The 17,733-nt window shown below is 70.0% G+C and carries 15 protein-coding genes; 7 read left to right on the forward strand and 8 right to left on the reverse strand.

Features of this window, described 5'->3' with window-relative positions; genetic code table 11:
- Positions 1–11: 11 nt before the first annotated feature.
- The 5 genes from amrS to PPSIR1_RS29065 all read right to left on the reverse strand — a co-directional run bounded on the left by amrS (position 12) and on the right by PPSIR1_RS29065 (position 5,273).
- Positions 12–1,079 (reverse strand): AmmeMemoRadiSam system radical SAM enzyme, encoded by a 1,068-nt coding sequence (gene amrS, locus PPSIR1_RS29045; protein WP_006974780.1) that lies wholly within the window; start codon positions 1,077–1,079, stop codon positions 12–14.
- Positions 1,076–1,666 (reverse strand): AmmeMemoRadiSam system protein A, encoded by a 591-nt coding sequence (gene amrA, locus PPSIR1_RS29050; RefSeq protein WP_006974781.1) that lies wholly within the window; start codon positions 1,664–1,666, stop codon positions 1,076–1,078. The genes amrS and amrA overlap by 4 nt, the downstream gene beginning before the upstream one ends.
- Positions 1,663–2,475 carry an AmmeMemoRadiSam system protein B gene (amrB, locus tag PPSIR1_RS29055; protein WP_006974782.1) on the reverse strand — a complete coding sequence of 271 codons (813 nt, stop codon included), beginning with the start codon at positions 2,473–2,475 and terminating at the stop codon, positions 1,663–1,665. Before amrB ends, amrA begins: the two co-directional genes overlap by 4 nt.
- 156 nt (positions 2,476–2,631) lie before the next feature.
- On the reverse strand, positions 2,632–4,074 hold the full coding sequence (locus PPSIR1_RS29060) for a radical SAM protein (RefSeq protein ID WP_006974783.1): 1,443 nt from the start codon (positions 4,072–4,074) through the stop codon (positions 2,632–2,634).
- Positions 4,071–5,273, reverse strand: coding sequence for a DegT/DnrJ/EryC1/StrS family aminotransferase (locus PPSIR1_RS29065; protein WP_006974784.1), 1,203 nt, complete (start codon positions 5,271–5,273; stop codon positions 4,071–4,073). The genes PPSIR1_RS29060 and PPSIR1_RS29065 overlap by 4 nt, the downstream gene beginning before the upstream one ends.
- Positions 5,274–5,346: 73 nt before the next feature.
- Between PPSIR1_RS29065 and PPSIR1_RS29070 the strand changes: the two genes are divergently transcribed.
- On the forward strand, positions 5,347–6,285 hold the full coding sequence (locus PPSIR1_RS29070; protein ID WP_006974785.1) for an alpha/beta fold hydrolase: 939 nt from the start codon (positions 5,347–5,349) through the stop codon (positions 6,283–6,285).
- A 2-nt stretch (positions 6,286–6,287) separates the two neighbouring features.
- On the opposite strand, the gene PPSIR1_RS29075 is transcribed toward PPSIR1_RS29070, so the two are convergent.
- The 3 genes from PPSIR1_RS29075 to PPSIR1_RS29085 all read right to left on the reverse strand — a co-directional run bounded on the left by PPSIR1_RS29075 (position 6,288) and on the right by PPSIR1_RS29085 (position 9,284).
- On the reverse strand, positions 6,288–6,860 hold the full coding sequence (locus PPSIR1_RS29075; protein WP_006974786.1) for a TerB family tellurite resistance protein: 573 nt from the start codon (positions 6,858–6,860) through the stop codon (positions 6,288–6,290).
- A 64-nt stretch (positions 6,861–6,924) separates the two neighbouring features.
- Positions 6,925–8,727, reverse strand: a complete 1,803-nt coding sequence (locus PPSIR1_RS29080; RefSeq protein ID WP_006974787.1) for an acyl-CoA dehydrogenase family protein — start codon at positions 8,725–8,727, stop codon at positions 6,925–6,927.
- A gap of 113 nt (positions 8,728–8,840) precedes the next feature.
- Positions 8,841–9,284, reverse strand: coding sequence for a hypothetical protein (locus PPSIR1_RS29085; RefSeq protein ID WP_006974788.1), 444 nt, complete (start codon positions 9,282–9,284; stop codon positions 8,841–8,843).
- Between the two features lie 196 nt (positions 9,285–9,480).
- Between PPSIR1_RS29085 and PPSIR1_RS29090 the strand changes: the two genes are divergently transcribed.
- The 6 genes from PPSIR1_RS29090 (at position 9,481) to PPSIR1_RS29120 (ending at position 17,729) form a co-directional block, all read left to right on the forward strand.
- Positions 9,481–10,182: a hypothetical protein gene (locus PPSIR1_RS29090; RefSeq protein WP_006974789.1), complete on the forward strand. Its 702-nt coding sequence runs from the start codon at positions 9,481–9,483 to the stop codon at positions 10,180–10,182.
- A gap of 64 nt (positions 10,183–10,246) precedes the next feature.
- Positions 10,247–11,044, forward strand: a complete 798-nt coding sequence (locus PPSIR1_RS44140; RefSeq protein WP_006974790.1) for a methyltransferase domain-containing protein — start codon at positions 10,247–10,249, stop codon at positions 11,042–11,044.
- Positions 11,045–11,121: 77 nt separating this feature from the next.
- On the forward strand, positions 11,122–11,958 hold the full coding sequence (locus tag PPSIR1_RS44145; protein WP_198154637.1) for a formylglycine-generating enzyme family protein: 837 nt from the start codon (positions 11,122–11,124) through the stop codon (positions 11,956–11,958).
- Positions 11,959–12,466: 508 nt separating this feature from the next.
- On the forward strand, positions 12,467–13,576 hold the full coding sequence (locus tag PPSIR1_RS44150) for a formylglycine-generating enzyme family protein (protein ID WP_006974792.1): 1,110 nt from the start codon (positions 12,467–12,469) through the stop codon (positions 13,574–13,576).
- A gap of 170 nt (positions 13,577–13,746) precedes the next feature.
- On the forward strand, positions 13,747–15,531 hold the full coding sequence (locus PPSIR1_RS29115; protein ID WP_232296562.1) for a S53 family peptidase: 1,785 nt from the start codon (positions 13,747–13,749) through the stop codon (positions 15,529–15,531).
- A gap of 143 nt (positions 15,532–15,674) precedes the next feature.
- Positions 15,675–17,729: a CHASE2 domain-containing protein gene (locus tag PPSIR1_RS29120; protein WP_157596094.1), complete on the forward strand. Its 2,055-nt coding sequence runs from the start codon at positions 15,675–15,677 to the stop codon at positions 17,727–17,729.
- The last annotated feature ends 4 nt before the right edge of the window (positions 17,730–17,733 follow it).

Genomic DNA, 17,733 nt, shown 5'->3' on the forward strand with positions numbered 1-17,733 from the left:
CTGGGTAGGGGTCAGAGCACCACGCGGAGCCGTCGTCGGCCAAAGTCTCCAGGGCGCGGGTCGTAGTGGCCGGCCAGCGGGGTCGCGCAGCTCGGGCAGCGGCCCTCGGCGTCGAGGCGATACTCGAGCAGGGCGTACCAGTCTCGGACGATCAGGGTCTCGCCGCAGCTCGGGCACGCGGTCGTGTCGCCCTCGATGTCGTGGACGTTGCCGGTGTAGACGTGGTGCAGCCCGACCTCGCGGGCGATCGCCCGGGCGCGGCGCAAGGTCGCGGGCGGGGTCGCGGGGACCTCGAGCATTTTGAAGTCGGGGTGGAAGGCCGAGAAGTGCAGGGGCACGTGGGCGCCGAGGTGCTCGACGATCCACTCGCACTGGGCCCGCAGCTTGGCCTCGTCGTCGTTGAAGCCCGGGATGATCAGCGTGGTCAGCTCGAGCCAGACTTCGGTGTCGTTGGCGAGGTAGTCGAGGGTCTCGAGCACGGGCTGCAAGCGCGCGCCGGTCAGCTTGCGGTAAAAGCCATCGTCGAAGCCCTTGAGGTCGACGTTGGCGGCGTCGATGTGGGCGTAGAGCTCGCGCCGGGGCGCGTCGCAGATGTAGCCCGCGGTCACGGCCACGGTGCGCAGGTCGAGGGCGTGGCAGGCCTGGGCGATGTCGATGGCGTACTCGGCGAAGATGGTCGGGTCGTTGTAGGTGAACGCGACGCTCTTGCAGCCGTGGCGTCGGGCGGCGCGGGCGATGGCCTCGGGGCTGGCCTCGGCGGCGAGGGTGTCCATGTCGCGGGACTTCGAGATGTCCCAGTTTTGACAGAACTTGCAGCTGAGGTTGCAGCCGGCGGTGCCCAGGGAGAGCACGGAGGTGCCCGGGTGGAACTGGCTCAGCGGCTTCTTTTCGATGGGGTCGATGCACAGCCCGGACGAGCGCCCGTAGGTGGTCAGGGCCATGGCGCCGCCGTGGTTTTGACGCACGAAGCACAGCCCCCGCTGGCCCTCGGAGAGGGTGCAGTCCCGGGGGCACAGCTCGCACACGATGCGGCCGTCGTCGCGGGTCCGCCAGTAGCGAGCGGGGTAGGGGGCGCTCACCGAGGCGCCTTCGCGCGGGGGCGAGCTTCGGCGTACTTGGTCACGCAAAAGCGCTCGAGCACGACCTCGGGGTGCCAAAAGCCGCGCTCGTGCCCGGCCTTGCGCGCGAGCTCGGCGAGGAAGTCCTCGGGCTCGGGGAGCACGTCCCAGACCTGCGGCAAGAACACGCCGCGGCGCCCTCGCCAGGTGAAGATCAGCCCGTCGACGCCGGGCCGGAGCTGGGCGAGGGCGTGGTCGCGGTCGCGGAAGGGGAGCAGGGTGGGGGCGTCGAGGACCGCGACGGAGAAGCGCGCGCGGGGCAGCTCGGAGGCCAGCAGCGCGCGGCTGCGCGGGTCGTTGAAGGCCGCGGCGAGGGCGTTGTGCTCGACGTCCTCAGCCAGGGTCCGACGCGGCGCGAGGGTGCCGATGCAGCCGTGCAGGTGGCCGTCGAGCTCGATGGTCACGAAGGTCGCGGCGGGCTCGGAGAGGGCCGGGAGCAGGCGCGTGGGCTCCCAGGTGTCGCCGATGCCCAGCTGCGCGCCGACGCTCGCGCGGGCGCGGGCGAGCAGGATGTCACCGAGCTCGGAGTTGGAAGCGTTCGCCTTCATGGTTGGGTCTCGGACACGGCAAGGGAGGCATAGCCGACCACGCGGGCGTGATCGCCGGCGGTGTCGCCGGAGTTGCGCAGATCGAGGAGCTCGAGCTCGAGGGGGCGGCGGCGGCCAAGCTCGAGCAGGCCGTCGATGCAGCGAGCGCCGCAGGCCTGGCGGGGATCCAGGCCCACGCGCCCCGCGAGGATCGCCGCGACGGTGTCGGCGTCGATGGCCTGGGCGCTGGCGTAGTCGTGGAAGTGGGACAGGTCGCTCGAGATCACGACGAGGGTCTCGGGGCCGCCCCAGACCCGCTCGAGTACGGCGCTGACCTGCTCGGGGGTGGCCCCGCCGACGACGAGGGGGAGCAGGGAAAAGGGCCCGTCGAGGACGGCTTGGAGGAAGGGGAGGTGGACCTCGAGGGAGTGCTCGAGGGCGTGGGCCTCGGCGCTGGTCTCGACGAAGGGCAGGGGGCGCAGGGCGGCCGCGAGCGCGGCGTCGACGGGCACCTCGCCCAGGGGGGTGGCGAAGCGATCGGCCCCGGGCAGCGCGAGGCCCTCGACGTAGACCCGGTGCGCCGGGCCGAGGAGCACGACCTTGTCCACGCCGTGGCCGCGCAGCTGGGCGTAGCCCGAGGCCGCGATGGGGCCCGAGTAGACGTAGCCCGCGTGGGGGACGATCAGGGCCTTGGGCCGACGCGCCGGCGCGGCGCGGGCACGGCTCGCCGCGTCGAGCATCGCGTCGAGGGTGCGCGCGAGCTCTCCGGGGCGGCCAGGGTAGAAGCGACCGGCGAGGGCGGCCGGGCGGGTCCGGGATGGCAAGCTCAAGACCTCGAGATCATGCCGGCTCGAGGCGGAGCGATTCAAGGGGTGTCGCGCAGCCATCCCGCGACCCTGTCCGCGACCTTTTCAAGTTGAACGGAGTGGGGGCTGGGCGGCCCATGGCGGTCCGCGATGGGGCATCGCGGCGGGCGGGAGCCTCGTTCACAACACGCGCAGGCCGGGGCGTTGACGGTCGAGCCAGGCCGTGGCGGCGGCGGTATGGAACAACGCTCGGAGCCGAGGCAGGACGTCGAAGCGACCCGGCGCCAGGGTCCAGCGCTCGTCGCCGTCGGGGACCAGGTAGCCCCGGGAGAGGGCGAACTCGAGGGCGGGACCACACACGGCGTCGAGCTCGATCCCGTGGGCCCGGCGCAAGCGCGCGCCGTCGACCACGCCGAAGCTCAGGGCCAAGAGCAGCTGCTTGGCGGCGCGCTCGCCTGCGGGCAGGCGGTAGAGGTCGCCCGCGGGCAGGTGCACGCCGGACTCGACGGCCTCGAGCCAGCGGTCGACTTTGTAGGGCGCGAACCACCACCGGGCGCCCGCCTGCGAGCTCGCGTAGTTGCCCACGCCGAGGTAGGCGTGGCCGTCGAGCAGGCGACCCTCGAAGTAGGCCGAGGTCCCGGTCTCGCCGGGGCGCCGGGAGAAGTTGACCGAGCCGTAGGGGGCGACGTAGCCCGCCGCGCGCAGGCGCTCGAAGGCGAGGTCGTAGAGCGCGGCGTAGCGCTCGGGGGTCGGCCGGGGCCGCCCGCTGGCGTCGTGCTTGCGCGTCAGCACCCGGCCCTTGCCGCGGTACAGGCAGTCGTAGGTGGTGATCGAGTCGGGCGCGGCCGCGAGCACGGTGTCGAGGTCGCGGCGCCACTGGTCGAGGCTCTGGTCGGGCAGGCCGAAGATGAGGTCGACGTTGACCCGCTCGAAGCCGGCGCCGCGCAAGTTGGCGAGGGCGCGGGCTTGCAGGTCGGTCCCGGCCGCGCTGCCGTGGCGTCCGCGGTTGAGGGCCTCGAGGGTCGCCGCGTCCGTGCTCTGCACGCCCATGGAGATCCGCGCCACGCCGCCATTGGCCAGGCGCGCGAGCTTGTCGGGCTCGCGCGCCGCGATCGCGGGGGTGGTCTCGATGGACACGGGGCCGAACGCGAAGGGGCTGTCGCGCGCCCGATCGGCGAAGGGGGCCAGGGCCGCGAGCAGCCGGTCGAGGGCGTCGACCTCGAGCAGGGTCGGGGTCCCGCCGCCGATGTCGATGCCGCCGATGCTCGTCGACGCGGGCAGGCGGGCGTCGAGGCGCTCGAGCTCGCGGACCAGGCCGTCGACGTAGCGCCCGTGCAGGCTCGGCCGCGAGCGGGTGTCGACGGCGAAGTTGCAGTAGTGGCACTTCGTCGCGCAAAAGGGGACGTGGCAGTAGAGCAGCAGGGGCTCGGCGTGGAGCAGCTGCGCCTGGGCCTCGGCGAGCTCGGCCGCGCGCCGGGGCTCCGGGACGGCGAAGGCCTCCATGAAGTACTCGCGCCGCGGCGGGTACTGGATCGTGAAGTCGTGGGGGTGCGCGTCGGCCAGACGCAGGGCTCGTCGGAGCGCGGGCGTGGGCGCGCGGGGGCGGTCGAGGGCCTCGCTCATGGCGAGAGCTCCTCGCGCAAGATCGACGCCACGGCCTCGACGGCGCCGGCCTCGAGGGTGTGGTGGATGCCGACGAAGAAGGAGCGGCGGGCGAGCTCGCGGCAGCGCTCGAGGCCGTGGTCGGGGACCTCGGCGTAGGCGGGCTGATCCTGGATCACGCCGCCCATGAGGCTGCGGATCTCCACGCCGCGGGCGTCGAGGCGCGGGCACAGCTCGGCGACCGCGGTGGCGGAAAAGCGCGGGGCCTCGAGGGTCAGGGGAAACACGAAGGCCGAGCCCGAGTTCGCCGGGGCCGGGTGGACGCGCACGCCCTCGATGCCCGCCAGGGCCGCGCTCAAGGTCGCGTGGTGGGCCTTGCGGCGGGCCTCGTCCCGCTCCCAGGTGCGCAGGCCAAAGCGGCCAAAGCAGGCGTTGAGCTCGGACATCTCCAGGTTGTGGCCGCGCCGGAGGTAGTGGAAGTTGTGGTGCATGCCCGCCGGCGCCGAGCAGCGCGCGGGGTCGTAGTGGCAGGTGCAGGCCCGACCCCAGTGGGTGATGGACTCGACCAGCTGGCGCCAGCGCTCGCCCTCGGGCCCCGGTGGGCAGACCACCGCGCCGCCGCCGAAGCTGCTGAGGTGGTGCGGGTGGTAAAAGCTCCACGTCAGCAGGTCGCCGAGCGCGTGGGCTGGGCGGGCACCCTCCGCAGTTGGCACGCGCAGATCGAGGGTCTCGCAGCCGTCTTGGAGGATGAGCAGGTCGTGGGCCCGGGCGATCTCGACGATGGCCTCGAGGGCCGCCGGGTAGCCGAGGAAGTGCGTCACGCACACCAGCTTGGTGTCCGGCGTGATCGCCCGCTCGAGGGCGGCGGGGTCGAGGTTGAAGGCGCCCGGCTCGGTGTCGACGAGCTCGACGCGAAAGCCCGCGGTCTGCAAGCTCGACATCGTGGTCGGGAAGGTGAAGCCCGCGCTCAGCGCGACGGCCGGGCGGCCCGAAGCCTCACCTGGACGGACGCCGAGGCGCTCGCCCAGGGCCATGGCCGCGGCCAGGTTGGCCGAGGAGCCCGAGTTGACCAGGCACAGCTGAGGGGCCTCGAAGCGCTCCCCCAGCTCCTGGGCGAAGGCGCGCAGGTTGGCCCGGGGCGCGCCGAGTTCGGCCTCGAGGAAGGCGCCAAAGCCCGTCGTGGGGACGGGGCCCGTGCAGGGGTAGCGGTGGCTGGGCACGCCCCCAGGCTAGCGCGGTGGTTGTAGTGTCGCAAGTACACTTTGTCTCGGGCGGCCTGAAGTATGAAAGGGCGTGACCTCGACAGCAGATTGGCGGGGGCGCGGGGTCGAGCGCGCGTACCTGGGCCACCGCATCTTCGTGGTCGACAGCGGCCCGCCCCCCAACCCGGCAGCCGGGGCGGACTCGGTCGTCGTGCTCATCCACGGCTTCCCGACCGCGTCGTGGGACTGGGCGCCCATCTGGGACGCCCTCGCCAGCGAGCACCGCCTGCTGGCCCTCGACCTGCTCGGCTTTGGCTTCAGCGCCAAGCCTCGGGGCCACGGCTACAGCATCCTCGAGCAGGCCGATCTGGTCGAGGCGCTGATCCGCGATCGGCTCGCGCCCGAGGCCCTGGATCGGGGCGTCCACGTCCTCGCCCACGACTACGGCGACACGGTGGCCCAGGAGCTCCTCGCCCGTCACGACGCGGGTCACCTCGCCGCGCCGATGCGCTCGCTGGCCTTGCTCAACGGCGGCCTGTTCCCCGAGACTCACCAGGCGCGGATCATCCAAAAGCTGCTGCTCAGCCCCCTCGGCCCCCTGGTCTCGCGGCTGACCACCAAGGCCAGCTTTGGCCGGGCCTTCGCCCGCGTGTTCGGCCCGGACACCCAGCCCAGCGCCGCCGAGATCGACGCCTTTTGGTCGCTCATCGACCTCGAGCGCGGGCAGCTCAACAGCCACCTGCTGATCCGCTACATGCCCGAGCGCATCGAGCATCGGGCGCGCTGGGTCGGGGCCCTCGTCGACGCGCAGCTGCCCATCGCGATCATCAACGGCAGTGTCGATCCGGTGTCCGGCGCCCACATGGTCGCGCGCTACCGGGAGCTCCTCGCCGAGCCCATCGCGGCCGGCCGCGACACCATCGTCGAGCTCCCGCGCATCGGCCACTACCCCCAAGTCGAAGACCCGGAGGGGGTGCTCTCGGCCTACCGGGCCTTCGTGAACGCGAGCGTCTCGGCGGAGTCGCCGTAGGCCTACGAGAATTCGCCGAATTTGGCCTTCACCCAGGTGTGCGCCCGCTCGCCGAGGGCCTCGGCGACCTCGTAGAGCGCCTGCTTCTCGCGCGCGTCGATGGGGTCGCGCAGGTTCAGAAAGCCCGCGCCGTGAGCCTCGGCGATCACGAAGCACAGATCGACCAGGGCCTCTGCGCGGCGGTTGTTGTCGGCGACGATGTCGCGGAGCACGGCGAGGGTCTCGTCGAAGTACTCCTTGGCGGGTCGCTGCTCGAGCAGGGAGTCGACCAGGACGTAGGCAGGCGAGCCCTGCTGGACGTCGCGGGCCTCGAGCACGCGCATGATCGCCTCGCGCTCTTGCCGTTGCACCTCGCCGTCAGCCCAAGCCACGTGGATCACGGGGAGGAGGTCGAAGACCTGCGCCGTCTCGACGCCGAAGCCGAGGGCCTCGACGCGCTCGGCGAGGCTGATGCTCTGGGTCGAGAGCCCGCGCGCGAGCTCGCGGCGTGCGGCGAGCTCGACGGCGGCCCGCTCCAGGCGGGTCCGCGTCGCCGAGCGCTCGTCGAACCCCGAATCCTCGTCCCGCGCATCCATGGCGCCATGATAGCGCGCTGCTTGCGCGGGCGAGGCGCCGGCGCAGTGAGCTACCCGCAGCCCGCTACAGCACGGGGTGCTCGGGCACGTAGCCGCCGTGCTCGAACAGCGCGTCGGCGATCTCGCGCAGGGCCTCGTCGCCGTTCTTGCGGCCCTGCTCGAGGGCCCGCAGGCGCCGACGGATGCGGCGGTCGGCCTGCTCGCAGAACACCGAGGCGAGCTTGCACTCGTGGGCGGCGTGCTTGCGGTTTTGGTCGAGGGCGCGGGTGGCCCGGGAGACCACGGCGATCATCGCGTAGAGGTCGATGGCGATGTCGGCCACGCGCTCGAGCAGCATCTGCTCGTCGATGATCTTCTTGCCGAAGTGCCGGAGCAGGCGCTCGACGGCCTGGCCGAAGGCCTCGGCCTTGTCCTCGATGTGGACCGCGGCGCGCTTGAGCTTGGTGTGGGCGTGGTCGAGCTCCTCGGTGATCACCCGGCTGCGCACGCGGCTGACCAGCTCCGTGAGCACCATGCCGTAGTTCTCCCACGGGTTCTTGAGGGCCGCGACGAGCTCGCGCAGGTGCTCGCCCGGGGCCTGGATGCCCGAGAGCGCGATGAACAGGCGCAGGATCTCGTTGGTGCCCTCGAAGATGATGTTGATCCGCCCGTCGCGGACGAAGCGCTCGAACACGTACTCCTTGGAGTAGCCGAGGCCGCCCATGACCTGGAGGCACTCGTTGGCGATGATCCACATGGCCTCGGAGGCCGCGACCTTGGACATGGCGGCCTCGATGGCGTAGTCGCGGCCGCCCTTGTCCATGAGCCCGCAGGTCATGTAGGTCATCGACTCGGCGGCGTAGGTCATCAGCGCCATCTCGGCGAACTTCTTTTTGATCAGCCCGAAGTCGCTGAGGCTCTTGCCGAACTGCTTGCGCTCGTTGGCGTAGGTCGCGGCCAGGCCGATGAGGCGCTTGGCCCCGCCCACGCAGCCCGCGGCCAGGCCGAAGCGGCCGTTGTTGAGGATGGTCATGGCGACCTTGAAGCCGCCGCCGACCTCCCCGAGCACGTTTTGCTTGGGGACCTTGCAGCCGTCGAAGTGGATGGTGGTGGTGCTCGAGCCCTTGATGCCGAGCTTGTGCTCCTCGGGCCCGCTCTCGACCCCGCCGAAGTCCCGCTCGACGATGAAGGCGGTGATCCGGTCCTTCATCTCGCCGTCGACCTCGATCTGCGTCTGGGCGAACACGGTGAACAGATCGGCGAAGCCGCCGTTGGTGATCCACATCTTCGAGCCGTCGAGGATCCAGTGCTCGCCGTCCTCGGACAGCTTGGCCCGGGTGCGGATGCTGGCGGCGTCGGAGCCCGAGCTGGGCTCGGTCAGGCAAAAGGCCGCGACCTTGTCGCCGCCGGACAGATCGGGCAGGTACTGCTCTTTTTGAGCGTCGGTGCCGAAGATCAGGATGCCCTTGAGGCCGATGGAGTTGTGCGCCCCGAGGGTCACGGCGATGGACGCGTCGGTCGCCGAGATGCGCTCGAACAGCCGGGCGTAGCCGGTGTTGGACAGGCCCAGGCCGCCGTGCTCTTCGGCGATCTGCAGGCCGAACAGGCCCATCTCCTTGAGCTCGTCGATGAGCGCCGGCTCGAGCAGGGAGTCGTGGTCGACGTCGCCGTCCTCGATGCGCTCGCGCAAGAAGCGGTCGAGGGGCTCGAGCAGCAGGGCCAGGGTCTCGCGCTCTTCGTCGCTGAGGCCGTCGGGGTAGGGGAAGACCTCGTCGTCCTCGACCTCGCCGAAGAACAGGTGGCGCGCGAAGGACAGGTCCTCGTGCTTACCCTTGTTGGAGTCGGCGGGGTTGCTTCCCTGGTCGGGGGACTTGCGAACGTCGTCCATGGCCGCGGCAGGGTACAGCCTTCGGGGCGCGCTGGCATCCGACAGCTGGGCCGGGGGCCCTGGTCCCATGTAGCGGCCCCCTGGGGACGCCTCGAGGCCCGGCGTTGGGCGCGTCAGCGTCGGCGCGCGTCGAGGATCTCGTCGTCGAGGCGCGTCTCGAACAGCTCGCGGCTGTCACAGGTCTGCACCTCTTTGGTGCCCGTGACCGCGTTGATGACCACCGCGGCGGACTCGATGGCGCGGCTGCCAAAGAGCAGCAGCACCCCGTCGAGGTGGCTGCGGTTGCGCTTGATCCACTCGGTCCACAGGTAGCGGAAGCGGGCGTCGTAGCTGGCCATGCCCTCGCCGTCGATGCCCAGGAACACCCGGCCCTCGTTGGCGATGAGGCGGTCGAGCGGCGCGAGCATGACCTCGGCGAACTCGGCGTAGGCGTGGCCCTCGACGTCGACGCGGATGACGGTCATCCCGACCTTGCTGACCCGAGCTCGACCGGCGGCCGCGGACAGCCACACGCCGTCGGCCGTCGGCTTGATCTCGATGTGCACACCCTCGCTCATCTCACCGGGGAACTCAGCCCTGGTTCATCGCCTATCACGGACGCGGGGCGTTGACGATTCTGCGCGTGACGCGGGGAAGCGCGACGCAACGCATCGCAAGAGGGCAACGCGCACTCGACCTCTGGAAGGGACTGCGAAGCTGAGCAATGGGCGGAACGCGGGGCCAAAGGTGCGTTGTTTGGTAGGCTCGGCCGCGATGCGTCCCTCGTCTCCGTTCACGCTCACGCACGCCTGCGCCCTCGCCCTCGCCCTGACGCTCCCCGGGCTCGGCTGCAAGTCTGGCGAGGATGCGCCCTCAGCGGACAAGCCCAGCGGGGAGCGGACCGAGGAGCCCGAGCCCGAGACGCCCAAGGACGCGCCCACGGGCCCCTTCGCCGCCTTCGACTTCGACGCGGCCAAGCAGCGCTGGCAGGGCGCCTGGGTCGTCCGCGACGAGGCCTGGTTGATCGAGGGCGACTCGATCACGGTAGTCAAAGGCGGCGAGGAGAAGAAGCTGGGCTTCTCGATCTACTCGCCCTGTCAGATCGCAATGACCAACGAGGCGGCCGGCGAGACCTCTTACCGACCCTTCGCGATCAAGGGCGACGCCGTCCACGTCAGCCGGGGCTCGGCCGCGGGCGTGGTCGTGGGTGAGCAGTCGATCGTCTGCGCCTCGGGCCGGGTCTACACCCTCGAGGGCGACACGTGCACCGAGTGGTCGGAGATGTTCGACGACTGGAAGGACGAGCCCGGCGAGTGCGGCTACGAGGGGGAAGGGGAGGAGCGGCGCTTCGTGGTCGGCTCGAGCAAGCTGCGCGCGGTCGATGGCGCGCTGCTGAGCGAGAACCTCGAGAAGTCCGTGGCCGCCTCACACCCGAGCCTCGACGCGGCCAAGGCGGCCCTGGCCGGCACCCCCTGAGCCCGGACGCGCCCGATTGGGGGCCGCGATCGACATCGTCCGCCATCGCGGGTATGAGGGGCGCGTGAGCGCGGACTACCCGGCGAAGCTCTACGTGGCCGTCCACGACGGGAACCCCGGCGACGTCGACTTTTATCGTCGGCGCTGCGCGGACGCGGACAGCGTGCTCGAGCTCGGCTGCGGCGACGCGCGGGTGCTCGCGGCCCTGGCTCGCCCCGGCCGCAGCCTGGTCGGCGTCGACCTCGAGCCCGAGCTGCTCGACCTGGCTCGCGCCCGCCGGGCAGCCATGGGGGAGCTCGGCGAGACCCTCGAGCTCGTCGCCTCGGACATGGCCGCGCCCGAGCTCGAGCTGGGCCGCCGCTTCGAGCGGGTCATCATCCCCTACGGCGGGCTCTACTGCCTGCTCGACGACGCGGCCTTCGACGGCTTGATGGCCGTGGTCGAGCGCCACCTCGCCCCGGGCGGGCGCTTCATCTTCGACTGCTGGTCCGCCGATGGCTTCCACGCCGAGGCCGATCCCGAGGACATGGATCCCGGCTGGATCGAGCGGGTCAAGGCCGTCGAGGTCGAGGGCGAGGCCTGGGAGGTGCTCGAGCGCAGCGCGTGGCAGCCCGAGCAGCGGCGCATCGACGTCACCTACATCCACGTGCCCGTGGGCTTGGACCCCGAGGCCGCCGTCGAGGGGGTCGTGCGTCAGCGCTACTGGCTGGCCCCCGAGCTCGAGGCGCGCCTGAGCGGCGTGGGCCTGCGCGTCGAGGCGATGTGGGGGGACTTCGAGGGCTCAGCCCACGGGCCGGACTCGAGCCTGATGATCGTCGAGTGCACGCGCGCGGCGAAAGGGCCGACGGGCTCAGCGCGCTAGCTGTTACCATGGCCGGGAGGTCGCCCATGGTCATGTTTCGTCGCTTCGCTCAGTCTCGCGTTGGCCTCGGTGGGGCCGTGTTGCTCGCTTGCCTCGGGGTGTCCACGCTCGCGTGCACCGACGACGGGGACGAGGGCGAAGAAGCGGCCGCGGAGACCGACGAGGACGAAGGCGATGACGCCGACGACAGCATGGCCGACTCGGGAGACGGCCTCGGGGCGGGGTCCTGCGCCGACGTGTGCGGGACGCCCGAGTGTGGAGACTGCCCGACCGCGACGACGGTCGAGGCCTTCGGCGTGACCATCGACGCCACCGAGGTCAGCAACGAGCAGTATGCGCAGTTCCTGGCCGTCGACCTCGACGCGTCCGTGCTGCCCGATGGTTGCGGCTGGAAGAGCTTCTTCGAGCCCGAGGGCTGGAGCGCCGATCTGCCCGGCGGCCAGCCAGTGGTCGGGGTCGACTGGTGCGACGCCATGGTGTTTTGCGCCTGGGCGGGCAAGGAGCTGTGCGGGGCCGTCGGGGGCGGGGGCGCGGACGTGGGCGTGGCCGCGGACCCGATCAACCACGCCTGGTACCGCGCGTGCTCGGCCGAGGGCGCCAACGAATTCCCCTATGGAGCCAGCTACGATCCCGTGGCCTGCAACGGCGACGGCTCGGGCCAGGACGCCATGCTCGCTGGGGGGACCCTGTCCAGCTGCCAGGGGGGCGTGGACGGGTTGTTCGACATGAGCGGCAACGCCTGGGAGTGGACCAACGCCTGCACGGCGGCTGGAGGCGACGCTGGGACCGAGTGTCGCCGCCGGGGAGGCTCTCGCTACTCCGGCGAGGACAACCTGCGTTGCTCCGTAAACAGCCTGCGGCCCCGGGGTTTACGGGACAATGGTGTGGGCTTTCGTTGCTGCGGCGGCGAATGAAAAGCTTTCATTCCTACCGAGACACCCACCATCGGGTCGGTGCCATTTTAGTGACAGGATCTGCGCTCGGAAGCGCCCCATGCGGCCCCATTGGGGGACGGGCGGATCGCCCGACTATGAACATTCTCTCACGGGCTGAACGCGCGATGTTCGGTGTTTGACGGGCCTGAAGCGAGGTTGGAACACCTCGCTAAAATCGGTCCAGGTGGCAACGGACGGCGCTCTCGAAATCGCAGCGAGTGGGGGAGAAAATGCCCAATTTGACCTTTGGTACAGTGAGAAGGCGCGCTACCTGTATAGGATTCTTCAGGTGTGCGGGTGCTGATGTTGGGCTATGACGTACGCAAAATTCAGGTGGAGAAGCGCTGGGGGAACGGTCGCGAATTCGGATCTTTCCACGCCTGTCAGAACACTGCGAAGGCAGCGCCCAAGTCGACGCATCCACCTAGACTTCACCCGAAGACAATCCAAACTGTTTCTAACCAGCTTGAAAGCACCCGGACTCGACATGACCTCCCTTCACCGTTCGACCCTCGCCATTTTCCTTTCCTCGTCCCTGCTCGCCGTCGCCTGTACCGACGACGCCCCCGGTGACACCTCCGGCGACGAGGCTGAGACCGCCGCGACCGAGACCGAGACCACGACCGACGACGACGTCGGCGAAGACACCACGACCGACACCACGACCGAGACGGAGACGGAGACCGAGACGGAGACCGAGACCGAGACGGAGACCGAGACCGAGACGGACACCGACACCGGCACCGAGACCGAGGGCATGGAGACCATGGGCGAGACCATGGGTGAGACCGAGGGCATGGAGACCATGGGTGAGACCATGGGCATGGAGACCATGGGCGAGACCATGGGCATGGAGACCACGGGCGAGACCGGCAACGGCGAGCCCTGCGAGGGCGGCTGCGGCACCTTCAACTGCGGCCCCTGCCCCGAGGGTCCGGACCCCGTCGACATCAGCGGCCTCTACACCATCGACTCGACCGAGATCACCAACGGCCAGTACCAGGCCTTCCTGTCCGTCGACTTCGAGCCCGCCTACCTCGCCGAGCTCATGCCCGAGGAGTGCAGCTGGAAGTCCGACTTCCTGCCCGACGACTGGCCCATCGAGCCCGTCGAGAGCATCCCCGTCACCGGCGTGGACTGGTGCGACGCCACGGCCTACTGCTCGTGGGCTGGCAAGGAGCTGTGCGGCGCCATCGGTGGCGGCGCGGCCGAGCTGAACACGGTCCAGAACGCGGCCAGCAACCAGTGGTACCGCGCCTGCACCGGCGGCGGCATCTCCAACTACCCCTACGGCCTGCTCTACCAGGACGACGCCTGCAACGGCGTCGACGCGGGCTTCGGCCAGCTCGTCGACGCGGGCACGCTGAGCTCCTGCGAGGGCGGCTACGACGGCATCTACGACATGAGCGGCAACGTCTGGGAGTGGACCAACTCCTGCGACACCGAGGGCATGGGCAGCGATCAGGACACGGAGTGTCGTCGTCGCGGTGGCTCGTACTTCTCGAACGGCCCGACCCTGCGCTGCGGCATCGACTCGGTGCGCGCCCGCGACTTCCGCAACAACAACACTGGCTTCCGCTGCTGCGATAGCGAGTAGTCCCGGCCCCCCGCCCCAACACAAACGAGACGTACATGAAACGAGACAAGCTGAAGCTTGGAGTGCCTCTCCTGGCGGCGGCGGCGTTAGCCGTTGTCGCGCCAGGCTGCCCTTCGGACGATACCCCCATCGGGGGTGAGACCACCGAGACCGACGACGAGGTCGGCGAGGTGACCGACGACACCACGACCGAGGACGACACCACCACGGACACCACCGAGGAGGAGACGACCGAGGAAGAGTCGACGGAAGAGACGACCACCGAGGAGGAGTCGACCGAGGAGACCACCGAAGAGGAGTCGACCGAGGAGACCACCGAAGAGGAGTCGACCGAGGAGACCACCGAGACCGACACCGGCGGCAACCCCCTCGACGAGATCCCCGAGGAGGAGTGGGAGCCCGTCCCCAACCCCGACGGCGTGCCCAGCCCCCTCCCGGGCGTCTACGACGATCTGGGCGCGGCCGATCCCAACGACAGCTTCCGCGCGCTCATCGGCCTGTACCTGCGCGACCGCGAGGAGCTCGTCGACTTCACCCTCGAGGTCTCCGACCCGTCGAGCGACCTCTACGGCCAGTACATGAGCGTGGACGAGCTGCTCGACAACCACGCCCCGCTCGAGGACGACTTCGAGCTCCTGCAGGCGTGGCTCGAGTTCGAGGGCCTCGAGGTCAGCTACCTCGCGACCAACCGCATGCTCATCCACTTCAAGGGGCTCGTCGGCCAGTTCAACGAGGCCTTCGACACCCAGCTGCACGTGTGCATGCGCAAGAACCCGCAGGCGGGCGGCGATCCCATCCCGGTGTACTGCACCACCGACAGCTTCACGCTGCCGGCCTTCGTCGCCGATCGCAGCCCCGGCATCGTGACCGCGGACCTGCCCGCCGACGACACCGTCTTGCCCAACGAGATCGGTGAGATCCAGTCCATCCCGCCGAACACGGCCAACAACGGCTCGCGCTTGCACCCCGACCGCGTCGCCCGTGCCTACAACTTGGACGAGCTCTACGACCTCGGCTACGACGGCAGCGGTCAGACCGTCGGCGTGATCATGGGCGCGGCGACCCACGGCAAGTGGGCCCAGACCTTCTGGCAGTCCTGGGGCATCGTTCGCGAGAACCCGATCACCTTCAACCTCGATGACCCGCCGTCGACGCGCTTTGTCGAGTCGCAGCTGGACACCGAGTGGACGGGCGCGATGGCTCCGGGTGCAGCGATGATCCAGTACGCCTGCCACGACGCCAAGAACACCTCGATGGTGTTTTGCACCAACGAGGCGGTGACCCGCGCCCCGGGCGACGGCGTCTCGATCCTCACGGATTCCTTCGCGCACCGCGAGGACTCCGAGCCGCTGGTGGTCCGCAACCAGTACAATGACTCGGGTCTCATCGCGGCGGCCCTGGGCATCACCTTCTTCTCCGCCAGCGGTGATTCCGCACGTACGGATACGCCCAGCTCCAGCCCCTGGGTCACCGCCGTGGGCGGGACTCGCGTGATCCTCAACGGTCAGGGCAACGTGACCAACGAGATCGCCTGGGACGAGTCGGGCTCCGGCGAGACCCTGTCCTTCGACATGCCCCCGTGGCAGGTGGACGCGGCCTCCCAGTTCGGCTCCAACCGCATGGTCGCCGACGTCGCTGCGGCCGCGTCGCCGGCTTCGCCCTTTTGGGTCTACTACAACAGCCAGTGGTCGCTCTACGGCGGTACGAGCTTCTCGTCGCCGGTCTGGGCCGGTCTCGCGGCGGTCGTGAATGAGTACCGTGCCGATAACGGGATGGCGCCGCTCGGCTACATCAACCAGATGCTGTACACCACACCTGCGGTCCAGGCGAGCTTCCGGGACATCACCCAGGGAGCCACTGATCTGTTCAGCTGCGGCCCCGGCTACGACGTGCCCACGGGGTGGGGTGTCCCGGACGCGAAAGCTTTCGCGGACGCGGTCCCCGACACACCCTAACCCTGCTACTGTGTCCCAGGGTGCCGGCCATCTAGCCGGTTCCCTGAGGCGCAGGAATGCGCCATTGTTCATTCCCGAGCATGGCCAAGGCCCGGATTCAGACTCGCTCCGATCAGCGAAGCGCCAACCCGCGCGAGCTCTCCATGCTCGCGCGGGCTGTCGCGCTATTGGTGATCGTGTTCGCGATCGTCGGCGCCCTCGACTTCGCGGGGCTGTTCACCGCGGCTGACCACAGCATCCATTCGCGCTGGTACCGGATGGGCGACACCATGGGCTCGAGCCGCAAGAGCGCGAGCCGGGTGGTGCTCGTGGCGGGCGACGCCGAGACCTTCGAAGAGTTCGGCGCGCCGCCGTGGGACGCGAACATGCTCGCGAGCATGGTCAAGAGCATCAGCGACGCCGAGCCCTTGCTCATCGCCGAGGTCGGGCACGAGCGCCTGTTCCACGACGTCGATCAGCTGCACAAGATCGCCGACGACGACGAGGACAAGCCCGAGAAGCAGCGCAGGGTCGACCGCGCCGACCTGAGCAACGTGATGATGCAGGACCTCTCGAACGCGCGCTCGCCCTGGACGGCGGGCGGCCTCGAGCAGGGCACCCTCGACGCGAGCGACAACAGCCGGATCCGCGAGATCGTGTCGCGGGCCAAGCTCGACGCCATCGGCGACCGGGTGCCGGTGCACTGGATGGTCCCCGAGGGGCGCCTGCCCGTGTTGCCGGCGCACCTGGTGCTCAGCGGGGAGATCGATCCGCACGCCGCGTTCGCGCAGCGGGTGGTGTTGATCGGCGTGACCGCGGACGAGTACGTGCACAGCATCGACACCCCGCTGGGCTGGCGCAGCTCGACGGAGGTCGAGGCCCACGCCCTCGCGGGCATCGCCGACGGCGTGCTCGGCTGGCGGCCGAACCTGGCGATGATCTACGGCGTGTGCCTGTGCCTCGCGGTTGCGATGCTGTGGGTGTTCGAGCGCGTCCGCGGGTCGACGGCCTCGATGATCATCACCTTCATGATCGTCAGCGTGCTGACCCTGGACTACATCTGCCTCGATCGCGGGGTCGCGGTCCTGGGCGCGGCGCGGCCGCTGAGCGTGCTGGTGTTGGTGTCGGCGAGCTACTGGATCGCGCAGGCGGTCGAGACCCTCTCGGGCCTCGGCGAGCTGCGCACCCGAGTGCTGCGCGAGGCCACGGGCGAGCCGGCCGTCGACGAGGCCGAGCTCGACGAGGGCTTTTGGGACGACCTCGCGGAGCTCGGCGCGAGCTATGCCATGGAGGTCGTCGGCGGCGAGGCGACCTCGACCATCGTCGAGCGGCCGAGCGAGCGCTGGCGCCTCGAGGTCCGCGCCAGCAGCGAGCGCCTCGACGAGGACAGCCACGCCTTCATCGAAGGCCGCGAGAACTTCGACCTGCGCCGGGCCCCCTTTCGGTCCGCGTGGTTGACCATGCGCGCGAGCTGGACGACCAACATCTTGCCCCGGGGCCCGCGCTACGGGGCCCGCAAGAGCCTGCTCGTGCCGCTCGAGAACGAGGGCGAGATGTTCGGGCTGTGGATGATCCACCTGTCCGACGAGATCGAGCTCGAGCGCGAAGAGATCGAGACCCTCGAGGAGCTCGGCCGGCAGATGGCCGGGGCCATCTTGCGCCGACGCGAGCGCAGCGCCCTGCGCGAGCAGGCCGGGGAGGCTCGGCTCCGCGATCACCTCGAGACCATCGTCGGCGGCCTTCGGCTGATGCACGACGAGCACCGCTGGGCCCTCGAGCTCCTCGAGCAGCTGCCGGTGCGGGCGATCATCGCCACGGTCTGGGGCGAGATCGAGTTCTTCGATCCGCGGGTGCGGCTCAAGCTGTCCCGCGAGTACCCCAACTTGTTCTCCGATGAAGACGACAGCGAGAAGAACCTCCGCGTGGTCATCGCGCGGTTGACGGGCAAGAGCCTCGACGAGGCCCACGGGCTGATGCGCAAGGTCGTCCGCGACGGCATGGAGCTCGAGCTCGAGGTCGAGAACGTCAACCCCGACGACCCGGTCGTGTGGATGCTGTCCCGCATCCGCAGCAAGCGCGGCATCGATCTGCCGGGGTTCAAGCCGGCGGTCCACGAGCACATCCTGCTCATGGCCCGCTCTTCGGCTCCCGCCAAGCGGCATGAGACCCGGAGCGGTCGCATCCTCAAGGTCCTCGGCGGAGCCTTCGGCAGGAAGTAGGACG

Source organism: Plesiocystis pacifica SIR-1 (genome assembly GCF_000170895.1).
Classification (GTDB): Bacteria; Myxococcota_A; Polyangia; order Nannocystales; family Nannocystaceae; genus Plesiocystis; species Plesiocystis pacifica.

Excerpts from the sequence above, each read along its gene's own strand:
- amrA (WP_006974781.1), bottom strand. The coding sequence starts at position 1,666 with ATGAAGGCGAACGCTTCCAACTCCGAGCTCGGTGACATCCTGCTCGCC.
- PPSIR1_RS29060 (WP_006974783.1), bottom strand. The coding sequence starts at position 4,074 with ATGAGCGAGGCCCTCGACCGCCCCCGCGCGCCCACGCCCGCGCTCCGA.
- PPSIR1_RS29075 (WP_006974786.1), bottom strand. The coding sequence starts at position 6,860 with ATGGATGCGCGGGACGAGGATTCGGGGTTCGACGAGCGCTCGGCGACG.
- PPSIR1_RS29080 (WP_006974787.1), bottom strand. The coding sequence starts at position 8,727 with ATGGACGACGTTCGCAAGTCCCCCGACCAGGGAAGCAACCCCGCCGAC.
- PPSIR1_RS29085 (WP_006974788.1), bottom strand. The coding sequence starts at position 9,284 with ATGAGCGAGGGTGTGCACATCGAGATCAAGCCGACGGCCGACGGCGTG.
- PPSIR1_RS29090 (WP_006974789.1), top strand. The coding sequence starts at position 9,481 with ATGCGTCCCTCGTCTCCGTTCACGCTCACGCACGCCTGCGCCCTCGCC.
- PPSIR1_RS44150 (WP_006974792.1), top strand. The coding sequence starts at position 12,467 with ATGACCTCCCTTCACCGTTCGACCCTCGCCATTTTCCTTTCCTCGTCC.
- PPSIR1_RS29120 (WP_157596094.1), top strand. The coding sequence starts at position 15,675 with ATGCTCGCGCGGGCTGTCGCGCTATTGGTGATCGTGTTCGCGATCGTC.